Here is a 19,047-nt window from a genome sequence, read left to right as displayed (position 1 = left end):
CTTTCCAACCTTTGCTTAAAATTATTCTGCTAGAATTCTGTACGAAGCAATAACTTCTATTTCTTCTAAATTATCAATACCCTCAATAATCTCTTTAATCTGCTGCTCTGACATTTGATGCGTTGTCATAACTACACGCGCATTAACCTCATCATATTCACTTTGAATAATTAAATGAAAACTTGCATTAAGTTCAGTCATAACCTCAGTAATCTTTAGCATTTGTCCTAAACGATCCTTGACTTTTAATGAGATATAATACGGATACTTAACTTCATCAGGCAAAGCTTGTTTACCTTCGCGCGAGAAATCATTGAAACGATTTCCTGTCGTCTCCAAAACGATATCTTTTGTCACAGCAATTATGTCACTTAATACACTATTAGCTGTTGGTAATTCTCCCGCACCAGGTCCATAGAACATTGTTTCTCCTACAGCTGCCCCTGTAACTAAAACTGCATTATTTTCATTCTGTACAGCTGATAATGGCTGTGTCTCAGGAACCAGAACTGGCCCCACAGCAACACTAATACGATCATTAATCAACTTAGCAATCCCAAGCAACTTAATGTTATACCCCAAGCTTTTCGCTTGCTTGATATCTTCCAAATCAATTCCATTTATACCCTTGACCTCAATATCGTCTAAAGCAATATTGATTCCAAAAGCAAATTGCGTCAAAATAATCATCTTATACGCGGCATCTATCCCTTCAATATCGTTCGTCGGGTCTGGTTCTGCGAATCCAAGTTCTTGTGCTGATTTCAAAGCATCTGCAAATGACATATTATTTTGACTCATTTTTGTTAAAATATAATTTGTAGTACCATTTACAATCCCTTTTACCTCTATAATTCGGTCGGCAGCAAAGGAATTAACAATCGTTCTTAAGATTGGAATCCCACCTGCAACACTCGCTTCATAAAATAAATCACATTTATTTTTGTCAGCAAGTTCTGTCAATTCTGACCCATACGTTGCAATCAAATCTTTATTAGCTGTAATAATGTGTTTCCCGGCCTTTAATAACAATTCAATGTATTTTTTTGCTGTCGTAACTGTTCCCATAACTTCAACGACAATATTAATTTCACTATCATTAATCAGCTCTTTGACATCATTAGTAACCTTGATCCCAGTTAAATCAACATCTCGTTTTTTCTCAAGGTTATGCACAACCACCGTTTTAACTACAAGTTTCCTACCAGTGATACTAGATATTTTGTGCTCATGATCCCTTAACAATCTGACAACACCGCTTCCGACTGTCCCTAATCCTAAAACACCAATATTAACAACTTGCATATCGTATCCTCCACTTTGTTTATTGCAACTATTCTATCATAAAAATCTAATATTTAGCATAAATAATCAAAATTAAGTTTTCTTTACAAGGTTTTATCCCATTTACTTTTTGAATTGCTTTATCTATATACTGTTATCAGTTATCTATTTATGGTATTCTTCATATATAAATGAGAAACTTCTAACAACTAAAAAGGAGCGAACAGTCCATGTCTTTACAATATCGTAGCACAAGGGATTTAAAAGCAAATACTATTTCTGCATCTGAAGCAATACTAAAAGGACTAAGCGCAGATGGTGGCTTATATGTACCAACAAGTATCCCCAAAATCGACTTTGACTTATCTGAACTTCCTGGTTTTTCGTATAAAGAACTAGCATTTCGTATTCTTAAATTGTTTTACACTGACTTTTCCGAAAATGAATTGCGAAAATGTATAGAGCATGCATATGGAGATACTTTTGACACAAATCTTATTGCACCATTATCATTTCATGGTGAAACTGGATATCTCGAATTATTCCATGGGCCAACAATTGCTTTCAAAGACATTGCATTGCAGCTTCTACCTCACTTAATGACAACGGCAGCCCAAAAAAATCACTTACAAAACAAGATTGTAATTTTAACCGCAACTTCAGGTGATACTGGTAAAGCAGCAATGGAAGGCTTTGCGGATGTTGATGGTACAAAAATCATCGTTTTTTACCCTAAAGATGGTGTCAGCTTTATTCAAGAACAGCAGATGTTAACTCAAAAAGGAAAGAACACTTTTATCTTTGCTGTTGACGGCAACTTTGATGTTGCGCAGACAAATGTTAAAAAATTGCTTAACAATGAAGAGCTTTCACGTGAATTAGCAGATAACAATTATCAATTTTCTTCTGCCAACTCAATCAATATTGGTCGTCTATTTCCCCAAGTCGTTTATTACTTTTATGCTTATGCACAAATGGTTAAACAAAAAAAAATCACCTTGGGTTCTGCTATTAACTTTAGCGTGCCAACTGGGAACTTTGGTGACATTTTGGCTGGTTACTATGCAAAAAAAATGGGATTACCTATTAACAAACTTCTCTGCGCATCTAATAAAAATAATGTTTTAACAGAATTTTTCAATGAAGGGGTATACGATAGAAATAGACCTTTTTATGTAACGTCTTCACCTTCAATGGATATATTGGTATCAAGCAATCTCGAACGACTTCTTTTCTATATTAACAATGAAGATGTGCAGGCCACAACTGAATTAATGGCACAGTTAAATGAGCATGGAAAATACACTATTTCCTCGGAAATAAAAAATTCATTATCAGATTTTTTTGCTGCTTTTGCTGATGAAGATCAGACAGCAAGTGAAATTTCTCGGATATATAAACTTGATGGTTCAGTTATTGACCCCCATACAGCTGTCGCTTCTTACGTTGCCAAAATTTATGAAGAAAGACATTCTGATTCAACAATACCCACAGTCGTTATTTCAACAGCCAGTCCTTACAAGTTCCCACAATCCGTCTTGATTGGCCTTCATGACCCTGCAGCCTTTGAATCAGGTTTCATAGCACTACAAGCACTTAAAAAGAAGAGTAATCTAGCATTCCCTAAAGCTATTGAACAGCTTCTGAGTAAACAGGGAAGTCGTGCAAAAAAAATTATCTCTTCGAGTGATATGAAGAAAGCAGTTAAAGGAATTCTTTTTAAAAAATGATTCTCCACTATTCTGCTGTATTAGGTATTTATCTAAAAGCATTACATTTATTGCTATTTACTTTTTTTATTCGCTTTTTGACGTATTTTTACTATTTTTATGCTTTTTAGTACGTGTTTAAATTAAGATAGTATGCTATATTAGGCTACATAGGATCGTTTGGAGGGATTTTCAATGGATGAAATTGATTTAAAAATTGTATCAACACTACAGAAAGATGCACGTATTTCTCTGAAAAAGCTGGCTGATATTTGTTTTATTTCAGCACCGGCAGTCTCAACTCGTTTAACTCATCTTGAAGAACGGGGGATCATCACAAATTATCAGACTTCTATAGACTATAAAGTTCTTGGGTATCCAATTAAAGCATATGTCAGCTTGAGACTTTCACCTAAAGATAAAGATGATTTTTATCCATATATAAAATCTGTAGGCAACGTTATTTCATGTGATTGCGTAACAGGTAGCTATTCTCAAATTATCACATGCTATTTTAAATCCACTAGATCTCTCGATAACTTTATCAACGATATTCAACGTTTTGGTGAAACAAAGACCCAAATTGTATTTTCAACAAGCGTTATCCAAAGACCTTTGGAACTCAATCCTGGAGAAGTTTATTTTTAGCTTAAACACCTTATATCAGTAACGACACAAACTCGTACTCTATAGGAATTTCGATTGAAAAAAAGCAAGTTGATACAAGCAAGACGATAAGCTTGAAGTTAGACAAAAATATTTTAACTTATGAAATACATCTATCCAGAATAAAAAAGAGGCTGAGTCAAAATTTAAATTTTGACTCAGCCTCTTTTTTATACTTAATTATTCACTTTTTCTTTTTTCCAAATTCCCAGTACAACACCAGCAATAACTGCGCCAATTACAACAGCAGCAATGTAACCAATAGCATTAGTAGCCAATGGAGTTACCCATAAACCACCATGAGGTGCTGGAACACTTACATGCCAAAGCTGTGTCAAACCACCAGCAATTGCAGCTCCTAATACACTTGAACCAATAACATGCAATGGATCAGCCGTAGCAAATGGAATTGCACCTTCTGTTATGAATGAAAATCCAAGTACCCAGTTAGTAATTCCTGCTTTTCGCTCATCGTCAGTGAATTTCTTTGGCCAAAATGCTGTGGCAATAGCTGTGGCAAATGGAGGAACCATACCACCAGCCATGACGGCAGCCATTAAATCACCATTTTTAGTTGCTGTAAATGCGCCAACAGCAAAGACATATGCAGCTTTGTTGAATGGGCCACCCATATCAATGGACATCATGCCACCTAAAATCAACCCAAGTAATACAGCATTACCTGTTCCCATATGATTCAAGAATGTCGTTAACCATGTATTAATAACTGCAAAAATTGGATTTACAATAAAGAACATCAAGAGAGCAACTAAAAGCAAACCAACAATTGGGTAAAGAAGCATAGGTTTCATACCTTCAAGTGATTTAGGCAATTTAGAGAACAGATGCTTCAAGAAAATCGTCAAGTAACCAGCGATAAAACCAGCTGCGATACCGCCCAAGAATCCACCAGCACTCTTTGCATTCGTCATAACGTTAGCAGTATATACACCACCAAAGGTACCACTGTAAACCGTTGCCATGAATCCACCAACAAAACCAGGCATCAACGCTGGACGATCGCCAATTGATTCAGCAATATATCCTGCTAACACGGGTATCATAAATGCAAAAGCAAGACTTCCTGCATTGTTCAAGAAGATGAAACCAGTTGACTTCGGCCCACCGAGGTACTGTTCAATAACGAATGACAATGCCATCAAAATACCACCACCAACGACAAAAGGCAACATATGGGAAACACCATTCATTAAATTCTTGTAAATTTCGCTTCCGACTGTACCAGTTGCACCAGCATCTTCTTGATTTGCATCTGCGTCTGCATGAAAAATTGGCGCATCTTGAGCAATCGCTTTATTAATAAGTTCTTCAGACTTTTTAATTCCGTCAACAACGGGACGATTAACTAAATGCTTTCCGTCGAAACGTGCCATTTCAACTTTTTTGTCAGCTGCAACAATGACACCTGTAGCACGAGAAATTTCATCAGCTGTCAAAAGATGCTTTACGCCTTCTGAGCCATTTGTTTCAACCTTGATATCAACACCCATTGCCTCAGCTTGTTTCTTCAATGCCTCTTCAGCCATATACGTGTGTGCAATCCCTGTTGGGCAAGCTGTAACAGCCACAATATATGGACGATCAGTTGAAACTGGTGCTTTAGCAGCAGCTTTTTCCTTTTCTGCCTCTGCTTGTTCCTTAGCTTCTTTAGCAGTTTGTGCATCTGCAAATAATTGTTGTACTTGTTCAGGTGTTTGCGCCTTTTTCAAGCTTGCAACCAAATCTGGATTTATTAAAAGGCCTGAGAGCGTTGCAAGTGCCTGTAAATGAGTATTATTAGCACCCTCTGGAGCAGCAATCATAAAGAATAAATGTACAGGATTACCGTCAAGAGCAGCATAATCAACACCACTTTCACTCTTAGCAAACATAACTGTTGCTCTTTGAACTGCTTTGTCCTTAGCATGAGGCATAGCAATTCCATCACCAATTCCTGTTGTTGATTGAGCTTCACGAGCTACAATATCTTTTTTATAAAGCTCTTCATCATTGATGACACCAGTAACATAATATTGATGTACCATCTCATCAATAGCTTCTTGCTTCGTCGTTGCTTTTAAATTCATAATCATTGCATCTTTTAATAACAATTCACGAATATCCATTAGTACACTTCCCCTTTTAGTTTTTATAATCTTCTATTTTTATTTGCGGCAGAATTTCATCAATTTTGGCACGATCTGCTAAGTCTTCTGAAAAAGCAGTTGCACTCCCACATGCTAAACCATATCGGAAACTCTCAAGAGAATTCTTTGTAGCTGCAAATGTCCCCACAAAACCACCAATCATTGAATCTCCTGCACCAACTGAGTTGATTACAGTTCCCTTGGGTGCCTTGCTGTAATAAACCTCAGTAGGAGTAATTAGTAATCCACCATCGCCTGCCATTGAAATCAGCACATGCTTTGCACCTAAATCCAATAACTTTTTGCCATACTTAACGATGTCAGGAATGCCATTTAATTTAACACCGAATAAATCGGCTAATTCATGATGATTTGGTTTAACAACTAGTGGGTGTTCCTTTAATGTCCGCATTAAACTCTCGCCTGTTGTATCTATTACAAAATCCGCACCCTTGTTAATAATTAACTCAATCAATTCAAAGTAAAAATCCTTTGATAGGCTTGGAGCCAAACTACCAGATAAAATAACTACATCGTTTTCCGACAATTTGTCGAATTGTTTTTTGAATGCAGTAACTTCATCGTTGGAAATCTCAGGTCCTTTACCATTAATTTCCGTTTCGGCTTGTGATTTAATCTTCACATTTATACGTGTATCGGCAGCTATATGTGTAAACTTCGTCTTCAAGTCTTTCGCCTTCAATGATTCTTCGACAAAATCGCCTGTGAACCCACCTAGAAAACCAAGAGCAATATTATCTTGTCCTAATTCTCGGAGAATACGTGAAACATTAATTCCTTTTCCTCCGGGAAGCTTTGCATCATAATCCATACGATTGACTTCGCCTAAGGTTAATTCCTTAAGCTGCACAATATAATCAATTGATGGATTAACCGTAACTGTGTAAATCATAATGAAACCTCCTGAATTTCTGTTTGATTATTATACTGATCATAAACCAGCTTTGATAACTTATTGGTAATTATTTTAGCTTCTGATACTTCGGCTACCTTAACAAAAGAGAATTGGTCAATTTTTGTGCTATCCACCAAAACAAATGACTCTGCACCTTGTTTTATCGCAGCTAACTTCACGGATGCTTCGTCAGGATCTGGAGTCGTATATCCATATTCAAGATGAACTCCATTCATCCCTAGAAAAACTTTGTTAAAGCGATAACGTTGCAACTCCTTGACCGTTTCTACACCAACAATTGCCTTTGTCGTATTTTTCAACTCTCCACCCACTAGAATAGTTCTGATATTCTGATCAGCAAGTGCAGTTGCATGCATTATGCCATTGGTAACGACTGTTAATTGTTTTTTTTGTTTCAGAAACTGGATCATAGCCAATGTAGACGTGCCTGCATCTAGATAGATAACATCTTCATCTTGAATCAGACTCACTGCCATCTTAGCAATTTGATTTTTTTGTTCAGTATTCTGAGCGAACTTACCACTCATATCCAATTCTTTTTGCAAGGACTGACGCATCTTAGCACCACCATGTACGCGGCTTAAAACACCTTTTTCTTCCAATTCCTGCAAATCTCTACGAACTGATGATTCTGAGCACTCAACTTCTTTACAAACATCATGTAACTTTACAATTCCATTCTCACGAAGCATTCTCAAAATGACTTGTTGCCGTTCTTCTGCAAGCACTTACATTACCTCCTAAAATATATTACCATCAGTAGTGCGAAAAATCAATCAAAAAAACGCAAAAAAATTCATTTTCAATCATATGGATAAGTATTTGTGCTTGTTTTTGACCGAAATAGCTTTATTCACTCACTAATTATAAGCCTTATCATTCAATACTTCATCATTATTGAGCACAAAAAAGGCAGATTACTGAAACAAATCAGCCTTATCTGCCAAATTCTTTTCTGCCAAAATTTTTAATTTTTAAAACTATGAATAGGAGCTGGTATCAAACCACCTCTAGCTATCATTTGAGATGAAGAAGCTTTATTGACCCCCATTACAGGAGCATATCCAAGCAAACCACCAAATTCTACCATCTCTCCAACTTTTTTATTTCGAATTGGTAAAATTCTAACAGCAGTCGTCTTGTTATTAATCATACCGATTGCCGCTTCATCTGCAATCATTGCCGAAATTGTATCTGCTGGAGTATCTCCCGGAATTGCAATCATATCCAACCCTACAGAGCAAACAGCAGTCATTGCTTCAAGCTTCTCAATATTCAAGGTTCCTGCATTAACCGCCGCAATCATTCCGGCATCTTCAGAAACAGGAATAAATGCTCCAGATAGTCCACCAACATGGCTGCAAGCCATAATTCCGCCTTTTTTAACCGCATCATTTAGTAAAGCTAGAGCAGCAGTGGTACCATGGGTTCCAACACTCTCAAGTCCAATTTCTTCAAGAATTTGTGCAACAGAATCTCCCACAGCTGGAGTTGGCGCTAATGATAAATCAACAATGCCAAAAGGTACACCCAACCGTTCAGCCGCAAGTGTCCCAACCAGTTGTCCCATTCGCGTAACTTTGAATGCTGTCTGCTTAATAGTCTCTGCAACAACATCCATTGATTCACCCCTAACATTTTCAAGGGCATGTTTCACAACACCTGGGCCGCTAACACCAACATTAATCACAGTATCTCGTTCACCAACACCATGAAAGGCTCCCGCCATAAACGGATTATCTTCAACCGCGTTACAAAAGACAACCATTTTTGTATTTGTCATAAAAGAACGTTCTGCAGCACTTTTTATGATCTTACCCATCTCAGCAACAGCATCCATATTGATACCGCTGCGTGTGGAACCAACATTAACTGAAGCACAAACCAAGTCAGTTTCGTCCAGAACTTGAGGTAGTGATTTAATTAACTTAAGATCTCCCGTTTGATAACCCTTTTGTACAAGTGCAGAGAAACCACCTATGAAATTAATACCAAGTTCTTTGGCAGCACGATCTAATGTCTGTGCATATTTTAAATAATTTTTATCGGCGCTTGCTGCAGCAATAATTGAAATCGGTGTTACAGAAATGCGTTTATTGATAATTGGAATGCCATATTCTGCTTCAATTTGCTTACCGACCTTGACCAAATTCTTAGCTTTTTTCATTATTTTGTTGTAAATACGTTCGCAAGCTCTTGTGCTATCGCTATCAATACAATCAAGTAAAGAAATTCCCATTGTAATAGTGCGGACATCAAGATTCTCGTCAGAAATCATGTGGATTGTCTCAATAATCTTCTCGGTTTCCATCTTTAATTAAATATCCCCCTATAACTGATGCATTGCATGATAAATTTCTTCACGTCTGATTTTAATTTCGACACCCAACTTTGTTCCAAGTTCATTAAGCTCTTCTGAAAGAACAGCAAAATCTGCTTTTTCATCTTTTATCTCTACCATCATCATCATTGTAAAATAACCATCCATAATGGTTTGAGAAACATCAAGTATATTAATTTTTTTCTCAGCTAAAAATTGGCTAACACCAGCGATAATTCCTACTTGATCCTTACCAATCGTAGTCAGAATTGCTTTCATTCCAGCACCCCATTCACTTTATTAAACTTATTTTTTCAAGTATATCCTTTTATACTGTGTTCTGCAACGTCACTCATATGTATTATTCGCCTTTTAAACACTTTTTTTAATATAATTTGCTTCAAAACATCCTTCATCCCACAAATATAATCTAAAGGCGAATATTATTGCTTAATCTACTGGTATTTTATAATAGAAGAAATATTCCTTGATATCATCTAAAATAAACTATAACATTGAATGTTAGGGTGGTTACTGCAATACATTTTTTTATTAAGTACAAAATTCAACACAGATATCATTCGTTATTTATAGAAGGGAATCATTTATGAACACACATATTACAAAAGAAAAAAGAACAGTTGTCACAATTCTCCTGCTCTTAATTACATTTCTCACATTAGCTAGTCAAACAATGATGATTACTGCTTTACCGGTTATTCAAAAAACAATGAGTGTTTCTTTAAGTAACGTCCAGTGGCTGACTACCGGATATATCCTAATTATAGGAATTGTCACACCATTATCCTCTAACTTATATGACAAGTATTCAAATAGGCAATTATTTTTAGTAACAACTGGTATTTTTATTTTTGGTACTATTCTAGGCTCATTAGCTACTAATTTCCTTATCTTGTTAATTGCCCGCATTCTTCAAGCCTGTGCTGGAGGAATACTCATGTCTTTTCAGATGACCACTGTGGTAACAATTTATCCCCCAGAAAAGAGAGGAACTGTCCTAGGGTTATCTGGTTTAGTAATCGCCTCTGGTCCAGCAATTGGACCAACCATTTCTGGTGTTATTCTGCATTTTTTGAATTGGCGTTTTTTATTTATTCTTGTATTACCGCTCGTTATTTTTGTTTGGCTAATCGCTCTCTTTTATTTCCCTAACTATTCGCAAAAAAAAGCCGTCAAAATTGATATCTTATCTGTAATTCTCTCACTTACTGGTGCCACTCTGGCTCTGGCAAGTCTCACTCTGTATAAACAAAGCTATCTACTTGCCGGGCTCATGCTGCTTGTTGGCATTTTCTTGTTAACAATCTTCTACAAGCGTCAATTACGACTCACCCAACCAGTTCTTAGAGTACAGATACTCAAAGTCCGGTCTTTTAGTCTACTGACGATCATTGGAATGCTTGCCTTCATGGTGCTCATTGGCACAGAACAAATTATCCCAATTTTTGTAGAAAATGTTCAAGGATTGAATAGTATGCAGGCTGGTTTCATTCTGTTACCAGGTGCAATTTTAAATGCACTTTTTGCAGCACTAGCAGGTCGCTATTATGATAGCCATGGACCAAAACACTTATTGTATATGGGTGTTTTATTAATGCTAATTGCAACAATTCCCTTAGTTCTATTAACAGAAACAACCTCTGCTTGGCTAATAGCCTCTGCATATCTTATTAGGATGATTGGAAACTCATTGGTCTTTGCACCGGCAATGTCAGAAGCTTTCAAGGATATCACACCAACAGATATTAGCCATGCCTCAGCTCTGAACAATACTTTCAGACAAGTCGCTGCTTCGGTATCAACAACTATAATGATTGTAATCGCAGATATACCTAACTCATTTACATTTGGAACGCGCTTGTCCATTTGGTTTACCGTGATTCTACTACTTTTAATGGTGTTTACCATACGAATTTATTTGAAAACTGCTAAAACTACTAATCAACAAAATTAAAAACTTTTTCGTTTTGACCTTCAAAAAAGGATATTACATTCTCACAAGATATTCTCTGTAAAGAAGCCATTGAATCTTGTGAATAAAAGGCTGCATGCGGAGAAATTATTACATTATTTCTCTCTAATAAGGGATTATTGACTAAATCAGGTGTCTCACTCTCCAATACGTCAAGTGCAGCACCGCGAATCATACCACAATCAAGTGCTGTCAAAAGCTCTGTCTCATTAACGGTTTCTCCTCTTGAAACATTGATGAAATAGGGCTTTTTTTGTCCCATTTTTTGAAAAGTATTAGTATTAAAAAAATGATAATTATCAGATGTAGCTCTCATATGATTAGAAACGATATCTGCGCTCACCAATAACTGAGCTTCCGTTACAAATTCCACCCCATTTTTTATTGTTCCGTCAACTATATGTCTGCTATATGCGATTACTCGCATTCCTAATGCACTCGCCATTTTAGCAACTGCCGCACCAATTCGTCCATAGCCAAAAATTCCCAAAGTCATCCGCGAAAGCCTAGGTTGGGCCATAAAAGCATCATATTCCCAACGATGTTCTTTGCTTACAAGCCTGTCATATTGCTTCAGTCTCTTTACTAATGCAAGAATTAATGAGATTGTAAATTCAGCAACATCTTGTGTACAATACTCACCAATCGCACAAATTCTGACTCCTCTTTCCTGTGCCAGCTGTACATCAACTTTTTCGTAGCCGACCGCACTAATAGATATTAGTTTTAGTTTTGGCGCTGCATCAAACATTTTTTTATCAATTGGCAAAAAAGCTGTAATTAATGCATCAGCATCCTTAAGTTCATTGAAAAAGGCTGATGGTTCCTTCGAATCATAGGGACACGTCACAACTATCCAATCTGGATGGTTCTTTTTTAATAATTTTATTTCAACCATATTGTCTTTTTGCATTAATTCCTTAAAGTCTGAAATCATTACTTTCATTTGAGCCACCCACTTCCCATCAAATATACACCTTAAAAGCATTCTATCATCACATTTATACATTTCAAAGCAAAAATATACATTCATGAAAAAAACGGTATAAAAAAAGAATCTGCTATTTTTTTAACAGATTCTAAAGTTGGACAGCTCTTTTACTTTTAAAAACCAATGATCTACCTTAAAGTTTAATTTTTTTCTTCATGATATACAAATTTAATATCTGCAAAGTCTGTCTTGGTATCCTTATCCTTTAAGTATGCCAAAGCTTCCCTTCGCGTGTTTGAAAGATCAATTTTTTGTGCTTTCGCAGCAAAAATACACCCGCAATAACACTGTCGGTACACATCATATTCTTGGCACATTTCTACTGAACGTTGATACCCATTATTTTTTTTAAAATCACTGGGTAAATATTTAGTACTATAAAAATTTTGGACCTCTATTCCAACACTATTAACCACCTGTGAGTTCTTATGCGGACTAATCGTTAATGCACTTCCAAAGTAATCGAATCTCAATTCTACAGCCTTCGCAGCAACTAAATCCAGCCTATAGCTAAAGCATGCTCGACATCTCTGTCCTCCTTCAGGCTCTTTTTCAAGTCCTCTGACTGCCAGAAAATATTCTTGTGGCTCATATGGCGCTGCAATAAACTGAACATGATTGCCAGTTTTTTGATTAAAATCACTGATGAATTTCTGCTGGACATACTCTCTTCGTTGGTACTCTGCCCGCGGATGAATGTTCGAGTTTGCATAATAGACAGTTACATCGGCATACTGTGTTAAGTACTCCAAAGTATAGGTACTACATGGTGCACAGCAACTATGTAGTAAAATTGATGGTCTACTATCGTCTTTTTGCCAATTTGCAATCATCTTTTGGAGTATCTTATCATAATTAATTTTCTGTTTTAAATTCATTTTATCTAATATTTCATGTAAATCAATCATTATCTAACCTCGTAATAATTTTATATGCACAGTATACTACCATTGTATATATATCACCAAAATAATATTATTCAAGCCCTACTGCTGTCACAACTTTTTTATATATACTCTGCGCGATAATTTCTCCAGCTACCTTATTGATATGTATGTGATCTCCTAAATCATACTGCTTAAGCAGTCGAAAACCATCATTTTCAACCAATAAGGCACTACTAACTAATTGATTCTGGTATTTTTGCTGGAGAAACTTGTTTAATTTTATTCTAGTAATAATATTTTGTTCCATTACTGAAGTATGAATCTCCTGTGTATGCCCGATTTCAAACGGTGTTATTGTGCCTAACATAACCTGACTCCCTTTACTTCTTATCTGTTCATAGATATACTCAAATTCCATGAAAAGTTCTTGCGCTTTGACTAGTTGATTTTGTGCCTCTTGACTAAAAATAGGTAGTATTAAATCATTTAGTCCTGTGCACACTAGCACTAGGTCTGGACTATTCTGCAATACCTTGGGTAACATTTCCCTCGTCTTTATCCCAAATGTTGCAAATAATGGCTCATCCTGAGGAGCATCATTAAGCATTCTCTGACCAGAAACGCCATAATTCAAAACAACTGCTTTACCAGGAAATTGCTTATATAACAATGCCATGAGACTATCACTAATATATCCCATTTCAACCAACGAATCCCCAATTATAGAAATAACTTTTGCTTGGTAGTCACTATATACCTCTACTTTGCTTAGACAAAACCAACCCCGTCTTGCACCAAGTGTCTGGCGTAATAACGGACTTGTCCCGGCTTTTCTAACAATTACCGCATTTGTCATTGATGTATCATAGGTATTAGCAAAATCCATATATTTTTGAGATTTATTACTGACCAGTCTTAAAAAAATTTTCATCCCTGGAATAATCTTAAACTCCAATGCATCGGTAATTATCGTTGTTCCTTTTTTTATAGTAACAATCCCATTATCATCAAAATATATTCTGTGTTTCACGTGGAACTTCTCATCCGTGCTAAAACTAACCTCGTTAAACCTAAGATCTTCCGTACCATACAGATTTGATAATTCAAACCTGACAGCATTACCACTAACATTCATCGTCATTTGAACTACTTCTGTTAATTCAGCCATTTTAAAAGGCAAAGTTGAAAAATCACTGCATTCATGTACCCAAGCAGTTTGCCATTTCATTTTATTCATCTCTTCTCCGTGTTCAGCTTACAAACCTTTTTATAGGAAATATAAAAAGGACTGCCACAAAAATACAGTCCCTTTCTCTAATTAACCATAGTCACCCACTAATATTAGCCAGCTAACAAATCAATTATTTCTTGTTCAGGAATACCTTGGAAATATTGACTTAAGTTACTATTATGAAGCTTTATCTCTAACTGCGTTTTATCAAAAATACTACCAGTAAGTTCTGATTCAAGTTCACTCACATTATTTGTTCCAAAAAAGTCACCATAGAATTTTATATTTTCAATCTTTCCTTTTTCGACAAGAATACGTGCGTCAATTGTTCCACTTGTAAAGTGTTTCCGCCTTTTAACAGTAAACTTGGGCGATTTACCATAAACCCAATCCCAATTGCCATAATATTGTGACTCGATCTCATCAATCTTCTTTTCATCTTCTATCGTTAAAAGATATTCATTTTCCTTTGCCTGTTCAATACCATCTACACCTAAAACTTTAGTGATTAACAAATCACGAAACTCTTCAGTTGTGATGTTTTGATATTCAGGCAAAAGATAAGATCGTAAATTCGTAACACGACTACGCACAGATTTTATTCCTTTAGATTGAATTTTGTCCAAAGGTACCGTCAATGTTTTAGCAACTTCTGAAGTATCAACATCTAACATCAGTGTTCCATGCGAGAATGTTTTTCCACCTCGAGTATACATTGCATTTCCAGAGAACTTCTTTCCATCGACAACAATATCATTACGTCCAGTTACTTCTGCTCCTGTCACACCCATTTCGTGTAGAGCCTTAACTATTGGGGAAACCATTTTTTTAAAATCACCAAACTCTTGGTTCTCAGCATCAACGATAAAACTAAAACATAAATTTCCTAGATCTTGATACATGGCACCTCCACCAGAAAGTCTTCTGGTAACAGTCACTCCGTTTTCTCTACAATAATTCTGATCAACCTCTTCAATTGTATTTTGATTGCGCCCGACAATCACACAACGATCCTCAATATAAAATAACACAACTGGTAATTTTAATTTATCGCTATTCATCAAGTATTGTTCAGTTGCCAAATTCCGCCGAATATCGAATGTCTTCATCGCTACATATTGCATATTCAAAATCACTCCCTAAATATTAATTGGTAATCCTAGTGCAATGTCAGTAGCATCCATAACAGCTTCACTAATACTTGGATGTGGATGAATAGTTAATGAAACATCTTCAACAGTTGCACCTGTTTCAATTGCTAGCGTTAATTCTGTAATTAAATCACTAGCATTTGGCCCAACAATTTGAGCCCCGACAACTGCTTGACTGTTTTTTTCAAATACAAGACGTACAAACCCATTTGTACTGCTCATTGAGATTGCACGTCCGTTAGCTGCAAATGGGAATTGTGCCTTCTTAACATCAAGACCCTGTTTCTTAGCTTCTGCAACTGTTAAACCAGTTGTTGCAATCTCGCTATCTGTATAGCATACGGCTGGCATAGCGCGATAATCTACAATTCCTTTGGAACCAGAGATTGCTTCTGCTGCAATTTTCCCTTCATAACTGGCTTTATGCGCCAATGCAGCTCCAGGCACAACATCTCCAATTGCATAGATATTGCCAACACTTGTTCGACACTGTGCATCGACCTCAATTAGTCCACGATCCCCAATTTTCACCCCGATATGTTCCAAACCCATATCCGCAGTATTCGGTTTGCGTCCCACACACACAACACAATAATCAGCCTCTAATTCTTTTTCCTCGCCACTAACATCAAATTTAATTTTAACGCCCTTATCTGTTTGTTCCGACATCTTCGCAATCGCATTAGTATAAATATCAACATGTTGACCGCTAAAATGATGTTCAACAACAGCCACCAAATCCTTCTCATAATTGGCTAAAATTCGATCGGCCCCTTCAAGGATAGAAACATGGGCACCTAAATTTGCATATGCAGACGCTAGCTCACATCCGATGTAACCTCCACCAACTACTATCAACTTCTTAGGAACCTCTTGAAGTGCCAAAGCTCCTGTTGAGTCTAGGACCTTTCCTTTGAATTTAAAGTTAGGAATCTCGATTGGATGACTACCAGTAGCAATAATTAAATTATTAAAACTGTACGTCTGAGCAGAATCATCTGTCATTACACGCAAACTATGATCATCTTTCAAAAATGCACTGCCCCAAATTACATCAATATGATGTTTTTTAAATAATCCTGCCACACCACCTGTTAATTTATCAACTACACTTTCTTGTTTCCATTTCTGTGTTTGTTTAAAATCAAGGGTCGCTGCTGTAACACGCAAACCCATTTCAGATGAGTTCATTGCTCTTTGATAACGATGAGCTGCCTCAATTAATGCTTTTGAAGGAATACAGCCAACATTTAGACATACTCCACCAATATATTCTTTCTCAATAACCGTAACTTTCTGTCCCTTTTCAGCAGCCCTAATTGCAGCAACATACCCACCAGGTCCAGCACCAATTACCACTGTATCAAGTTCAATTGCAAAATCTCCAACTACCATCTGCTCATCCCTCCATCAATAATAGTTCTGGTTCACTCAATAGTTCACCTAAACGATTAAGTGCCTTTTGAGCCGTTGCACCATCAATAATACGATGATCGAATGAAAGCGAAAGTTTTAATACATAAGCAACTTTAATTTCATCTTCCACCACAACTGCTTCTTTTGTAATCTTCCCTAAGCCTAAAATTGCAACCTCTGGCCAATTAATAATTGGTGTAAAGAAACCGCCTCCGATTGAACCGATATTTGTAATCGACATCCCCGTATGTTTCATATCAGCGCCAGCAAGTTTGCCATCTTTTGCTTTTTCCGTATTTTCCGTAATTTGTTTTGCCAGCCCAAACAGACTCTTTTGATCAGCATTTTTAATATTAGGTACGAATAGGCCTCTATCAGTATCTGTTGCAACTCCAACATTAATATAATCGCGATATGCAATTTCTTGTTTTTCCATATCTACATATGAGTTAAAAATTGGAAATTCTTTCATTACAACTGCTAATGCCTTAACAACATATGGCAAGAAAGTAAGTCTAACTTCCCGTTCAGCTGCCATCGTCTTGTATTGCTTACGATGTTTCCATAGTTTATCAACCACAACATCATCAAAAACGGTAACATGTGGGATTTCACTAACACTATTCACCATTGCTTTAGCTGTAGCTTTACGGATTCCCGACATCTTTTCTCTAGTTTCTGGCCATTCTTGACTTGTTGCCTGTGAACCATTACTTGTAGAAATTATTGTATCAGCATCTTGACTTGCTACTTTTTGTATTTCTGCGATCCCACTCTCACCGTCACCTTGTAAGAATACATCAATATCTTCTTTCGTGACATGACCATGTGACCCAGTTCCACTCACCTTTGAGATATCTACGTCTTTTTCTCTAGCATACACGCGGACTGCTGGCATCGCTAAGACTGGCAACGTTCTGTCTACCTCAGCCATTTTAGTAACATTAGTTTCTTTTTTCTCAGTTTCAGGTACACTAGTTTCTGCCACTGGTGCTGCTGCCTCTACAGCTGGAGAAGCTGGTGTCTGTTCAGCAGATGTTTGTGGTGCTGCTGTTTCTGCTCCCTTGGTAACATTTCCTGCTCCTTCGACCTCAAACTCAATTAAAGCTTGCCCAACCTCAGCAGTTTCACCTTCATCCACAAGAATATTCTTGACAGTTCCTGCCACAGGAGATGGAATTTCTTCAACTGATTTATCATTTTCAATCTCTAATAAATCGTCATCTTCTTTTAGAACATCACCAACTTTTACATACCATTGTGCAACTGTGCCTTCTGAAATTCCTTCACCAATATCTGGTAATTTAAATTGATACGTACCCATTTGCTCGCCTCCTAATATTCCAAAATTTCTTGTGCTTTTTCTACTACATCCTGCTTGTTAGGTAGCCAGTCACTTTCAGCTTCACTAAATGGGTAAGGTGTATTCGGTGCTGCAACGCGTCCAATTGGTGCTTTTAAATATAAAATACCTTTTTCAGCGATAAGTGCAGCTACTTGCGAACCCACTCCTGCTTGTTTTTGGGCTTCTTGCACAACGACTGCACGACCTGTTTTCTTAACCGATTCTAGAATAGTCTCTTCGTCAATCGGAGACACAGTTCTTAAATCTACTACTTCTGCACTGATATTTTGCTTGGTTAACTCATCACTCGCCTTGATTGCCTCTTGAACCATTGCACCATAAGTGATAATCGTCAAATCTGTACCCTCTTTTACAATATTAGCTTTGTCCAATGGTACTGTATATTCTTCATCAGGTACTTCGGCTTTAATTGAGCGATACAACTTCATATGTTCTAAGAACACAACTGGATCATCAGAACGAATCGCTGAGATTAAGAGACCCTTAGCATCGTATGGATTACTCGGAATAACAACACGTAATCCTGGAATTTGCGATACTAACCCTTCTAAACTATCAGCATGTAGCTCTGGTGTATGCACACCACCACCAAAAGGAGCACGAATTGTAATTGGCATCTCACGGGTTCCACCTAGTCGGAAATGAATTCGCGCAATCTGTCCTGCTATTTGGTCCATTGCTTCAAAAACAAAACCAAAGAATTGAATTTCGGGTACTGGACGAAAACCTTCCAAAGCCAATCCAGTCGAAAGCCCGATAATTCCAGACTCAGCAAGAGGTGTATCAAAGACACGTTCTTCACCATGCTTTGCTTGAAGATCTTCTGTAGCACGGAAAACTCCCCCATTTTTTCCAACATCTTCACCAAAAACGAGAACTTTCTCATCTCTTGCAAGTTCCTGATCTAGCGCATCAGTTATTGCTTTAATCATTGTCTTGTTCGCCATAA

The 19,047-nt window shown here is 36.9% G+C and carries 16 protein-coding genes; 3 read left to right on the top strand and 13 right to left on the bottom strand.

Going from position 1 to position 19,047, the window contains the following annotated elements; translation table 11 throughout:
- Positions 1–21: 21 nt before the first annotated feature.
- A complete protein-coding gene (locus FFX44_RS06275) occupies positions 22–1,305 on the bottom strand; it encodes a homoserine dehydrogenase (protein ID WP_289978998.1) in 1,284 nt (427 codons plus the stop codon).
- Between the two features lie 209 nt (positions 1,306–1,514).
- Between FFX44_RS06275 and thrC the strand changes: the two genes are divergently transcribed.
- Together thrC and FFX44_RS06265 are read left to right on the top strand one after the other, a co-directional pair.
- Positions 1,515–3,014, top strand: coding sequence for a threonine synthase (gene thrC, locus FFX44_RS06270; RefSeq protein ID WP_289978996.1), 1,500 nt, complete (start codon positions 1,515–1,517; stop codon positions 3,012–3,014).
- A 174-nt stretch (positions 3,015–3,188) separates the two neighbouring features.
- The gene (locus FFX44_RS06265) at positions 3,189–3,641 is read left to right on the top strand and encodes an Lrp/AsnC family transcriptional regulator (protein ID WP_289978995.1); all 453 of its coding nucleotides are present in this window, start codon (positions 3,189–3,191) and stop codon (positions 3,639–3,641) included.
- Positions 3,642–3,835: 194 nt separating this feature from the next.
- On the opposite strand, the gene FFX44_RS06260 is transcribed toward FFX44_RS06265, so the two are convergent.
- From FFX44_RS06260 to FFX44_RS06240, 5 genes are all read right to left on the bottom strand, one after another.
- The gene (locus FFX44_RS06260) at positions 3,836–5,785 is read right to left on the bottom strand and encodes a fructose-specific PTS transporter subunit EIIC (RefSeq protein ID WP_289978994.1); all 1,950 of its coding nucleotides are present in this window, start codon (positions 5,783–5,785) and stop codon (positions 3,836–3,838) included.
- 16 nt (positions 5,786–5,801) lie between these two features.
- Positions 5,802–6,719 (bottom strand): 1-phosphofructokinase, encoded by a 918-nt coding sequence (pfkB, locus tag FFX44_RS06255; protein WP_289978992.1) that lies wholly within the window; start codon positions 6,717–6,719, stop codon positions 5,802–5,804.
- A complete protein-coding gene (locus tag FFX44_RS06250; protein WP_289978990.1) occupies positions 6,716–7,471 on the bottom strand; it encodes a DeoR/GlpR family DNA-binding transcription regulator in 756 nt (251 codons plus the stop codon). The genes pfkB and FFX44_RS06250 overlap by 4 nt, the downstream gene beginning before the upstream one ends.
- Before the next feature lie 239 nt (positions 7,472–7,710).
- Entirely contained in the window at positions 7,711–9,054 is a 1,344-nt protein-coding gene (locus FFX44_RS06245) for a PFL family protein (protein ID WP_289978989.1), read from the bottom strand.
- 18 nt (positions 9,055–9,072) lie between these two features.
- Positions 9,073–9,342: an ACT domain-containing protein gene (locus FFX44_RS06240; protein WP_289978988.1), complete on the bottom strand. Its 270-nt coding sequence runs from the start codon at positions 9,340–9,342 to the stop codon at positions 9,073–9,075.
- Between the two features lie 328 nt (positions 9,343–9,670).
- Here FFX44_RS06240 and FFX44_RS06235 point away from each other — a divergent pair, with 328 nt between their 5' ends.
- Entirely contained in the window at positions 9,671–11,038 is a 1,368-nt protein-coding gene (locus FFX44_RS06235) for a DHA2 family efflux MFS transporter permease subunit (RefSeq protein ID WP_289978986.1), read from the top strand.
- Here FFX44_RS06235 and FFX44_RS06230 read toward each other — a convergent pair.
- From FFX44_RS06230 to FFX44_RS06200, 7 genes are all read right to left on the bottom strand, one after another.
- Positions 11,022–12,002, bottom strand: coding sequence for a C-terminal binding protein (locus tag FFX44_RS06230; protein ID WP_289978984.1), 981 nt, complete (start codon positions 12,000–12,002; stop codon positions 11,022–11,024). The genes FFX44_RS06235 and FFX44_RS06230 overlap by 17 nt on opposite strands.
- A 185-nt stretch (positions 12,003–12,187) precedes the next feature.
- Positions 12,188–12,955, bottom strand: a complete 768-nt coding sequence (locus FFX44_RS06225; RefSeq protein WP_289978983.1) for an epoxyqueuosine reductase QueH — start codon at positions 12,953–12,955, stop codon at positions 12,188–12,190.
- Positions 12,956–13,022: 67 nt separating this feature from the next.
- Entirely contained in the window at positions 13,023–14,162 is a 1,140-nt protein-coding gene (locus FFX44_RS06220) for an SGNH/GDSL hydrolase family protein (protein ID WP_289978981.1), read from the bottom strand.
- A 113-nt stretch (positions 14,163–14,275) separates the two neighbouring features.
- The gene (locus FFX44_RS06215; protein WP_289978979.1) at positions 14,276–15,289 is read right to left on the bottom strand and encodes a lipoate--protein ligase; all 1,014 of its coding nucleotides are present in this window, start codon (positions 15,287–15,289) and stop codon (positions 14,276–14,278) included.
- A gap of 15 nt (positions 15,290–15,304) precedes the next feature.
- Complete coding sequence (gene lpdA / locus FFX44_RS06210; protein WP_289978978.1) at positions 15,305–16,711, bottom strand: dihydrolipoyl dehydrogenase; 1,407 nt, start codon at positions 16,709–16,711, stop codon at positions 15,305–15,307.
- Between the two features lie 4 nt (positions 16,712–16,715).
- Complete coding sequence (locus FFX44_RS06205) at positions 16,716–18,056, bottom strand: 2-oxo acid dehydrogenase subunit E2 (protein ID WP_289978976.1); 1,341 nt, start codon at positions 18,054–18,056, stop codon at positions 16,716–16,718.
- Between the two features lie 11 nt (positions 18,057–18,067).
- The gene (locus tag FFX44_RS06200) at positions 18,068–19,045 is read right to left on the bottom strand and encodes an alpha-ketoacid dehydrogenase subunit beta (protein ID WP_289978975.1); all 978 of its coding nucleotides are present in this window, start codon (positions 19,043–19,045) and stop codon (positions 18,068–18,070) included.
- Positions 19,046–19,047: the final 2 nt, after the last annotated feature.

The organism is Lactobacillus sp. UCMA15818 (assembly GCF_030400225.1).
Classification (GTDB): Bacteria; Bacillota; Bacilli; order Lactobacillales; family Lactobacillaceae; genus Liquorilactobacillus.
Note: the sequence above shows the minus strand (reverse complement) of the source record. Positions and strands in the feature narration are given on the sequence as shown.

Bases quoted from the DNA above. Each gene is read 5' to 3' on its own strand.
- FFX44_RS06235 (WP_289978986.1), top strand. From the start codon at position 9,671: ATGAACACACATATTACAAAAGAAAAAAGAACAGTTGTCACAATTCTC.
- FFX44_RS06220 (WP_289978981.1), bottom strand. From the start codon at position 14,162: ATGAAATGGCAAACTGCTTGGGTACATGAATGCAGTGATTTTTCAACT.
- FFX44_RS06230 (WP_289978984.1), bottom strand. From the start codon at position 12,002: ATGAAAGTAATGATTTCAGACTTTAAGGAATTAATGCAAAAAGACAAT.
- FFX44_RS06225 (WP_289978983.1), bottom strand. From the start codon at position 12,955: ATGATTGATTTACATGAAATATTAGATAAAATGAATTTAAAACAGAAA.
- FFX44_RS06275 (WP_289978998.1), bottom strand. From the start codon at position 1,305: ATGCAAGTTGTTAATATTGGTGTTTTAGGATTAGGGACAGTCGGAAGC.
- thrC (WP_289978996.1), top strand. From the start codon at position 1,515: ATGTCTTTACAATATCGTAGCACAAGGGATTTAAAAGCAAATACTATT.
- FFX44_RS06205 (WP_289978976.1), bottom strand. From the start codon at position 18,056: ATGGGTACGTATCAATTTAAATTACCAGATATTGGTGAAGGAATTTCA.
- FFX44_RS06245 (WP_289978989.1), bottom strand. From the start codon at position 9,054: ATGGAAACCGAGAAGATTATTGAGACAATCCACATGATTTCTGACGAG.
- FFX44_RS06260 (WP_289978994.1), bottom strand. From the start codon at position 5,785: ATGGATATTCGTGAATTGTTATTAAAAGATGCAATGATTATGAATTTA.
- FFX44_RS06200 (WP_289978975.1), bottom strand. From the start codon at position 19,045: ATGGCGAACAAGACAATGATTAAAGCAATAACTGATGCGCTAGATCAG.
- lpdA (WP_289978978.1), bottom strand. From the start codon at position 16,711: ATGGTAGTTGGAGATTTTGCAATTGAACTTGATACAGTGGTAATTGGT.
- pfkB (WP_289978992.1), bottom strand. From the start codon at position 6,719: ATGATTTACACAGTTACGGTTAATCCATCAATTGATTATATTGTGCAG.
- FFX44_RS06215 (WP_289978979.1), bottom strand. From the start codon at position 15,289: ATGCAATATGTAGCGATGAAGACATTCGATATTCGGCGGAATTTGGCA.
- FFX44_RS06240 (WP_289978988.1), bottom strand. From the start codon at position 9,342: ATGAAAGCAATTCTGACTACGATTGGTAAGGATCAAGTAGGAATTATC.
- FFX44_RS06265 (WP_289978995.1), top strand. From the start codon at position 3,189: ATGGATGAAATTGATTTAAAAATTGTATCAACACTACAGAAAGATGCA.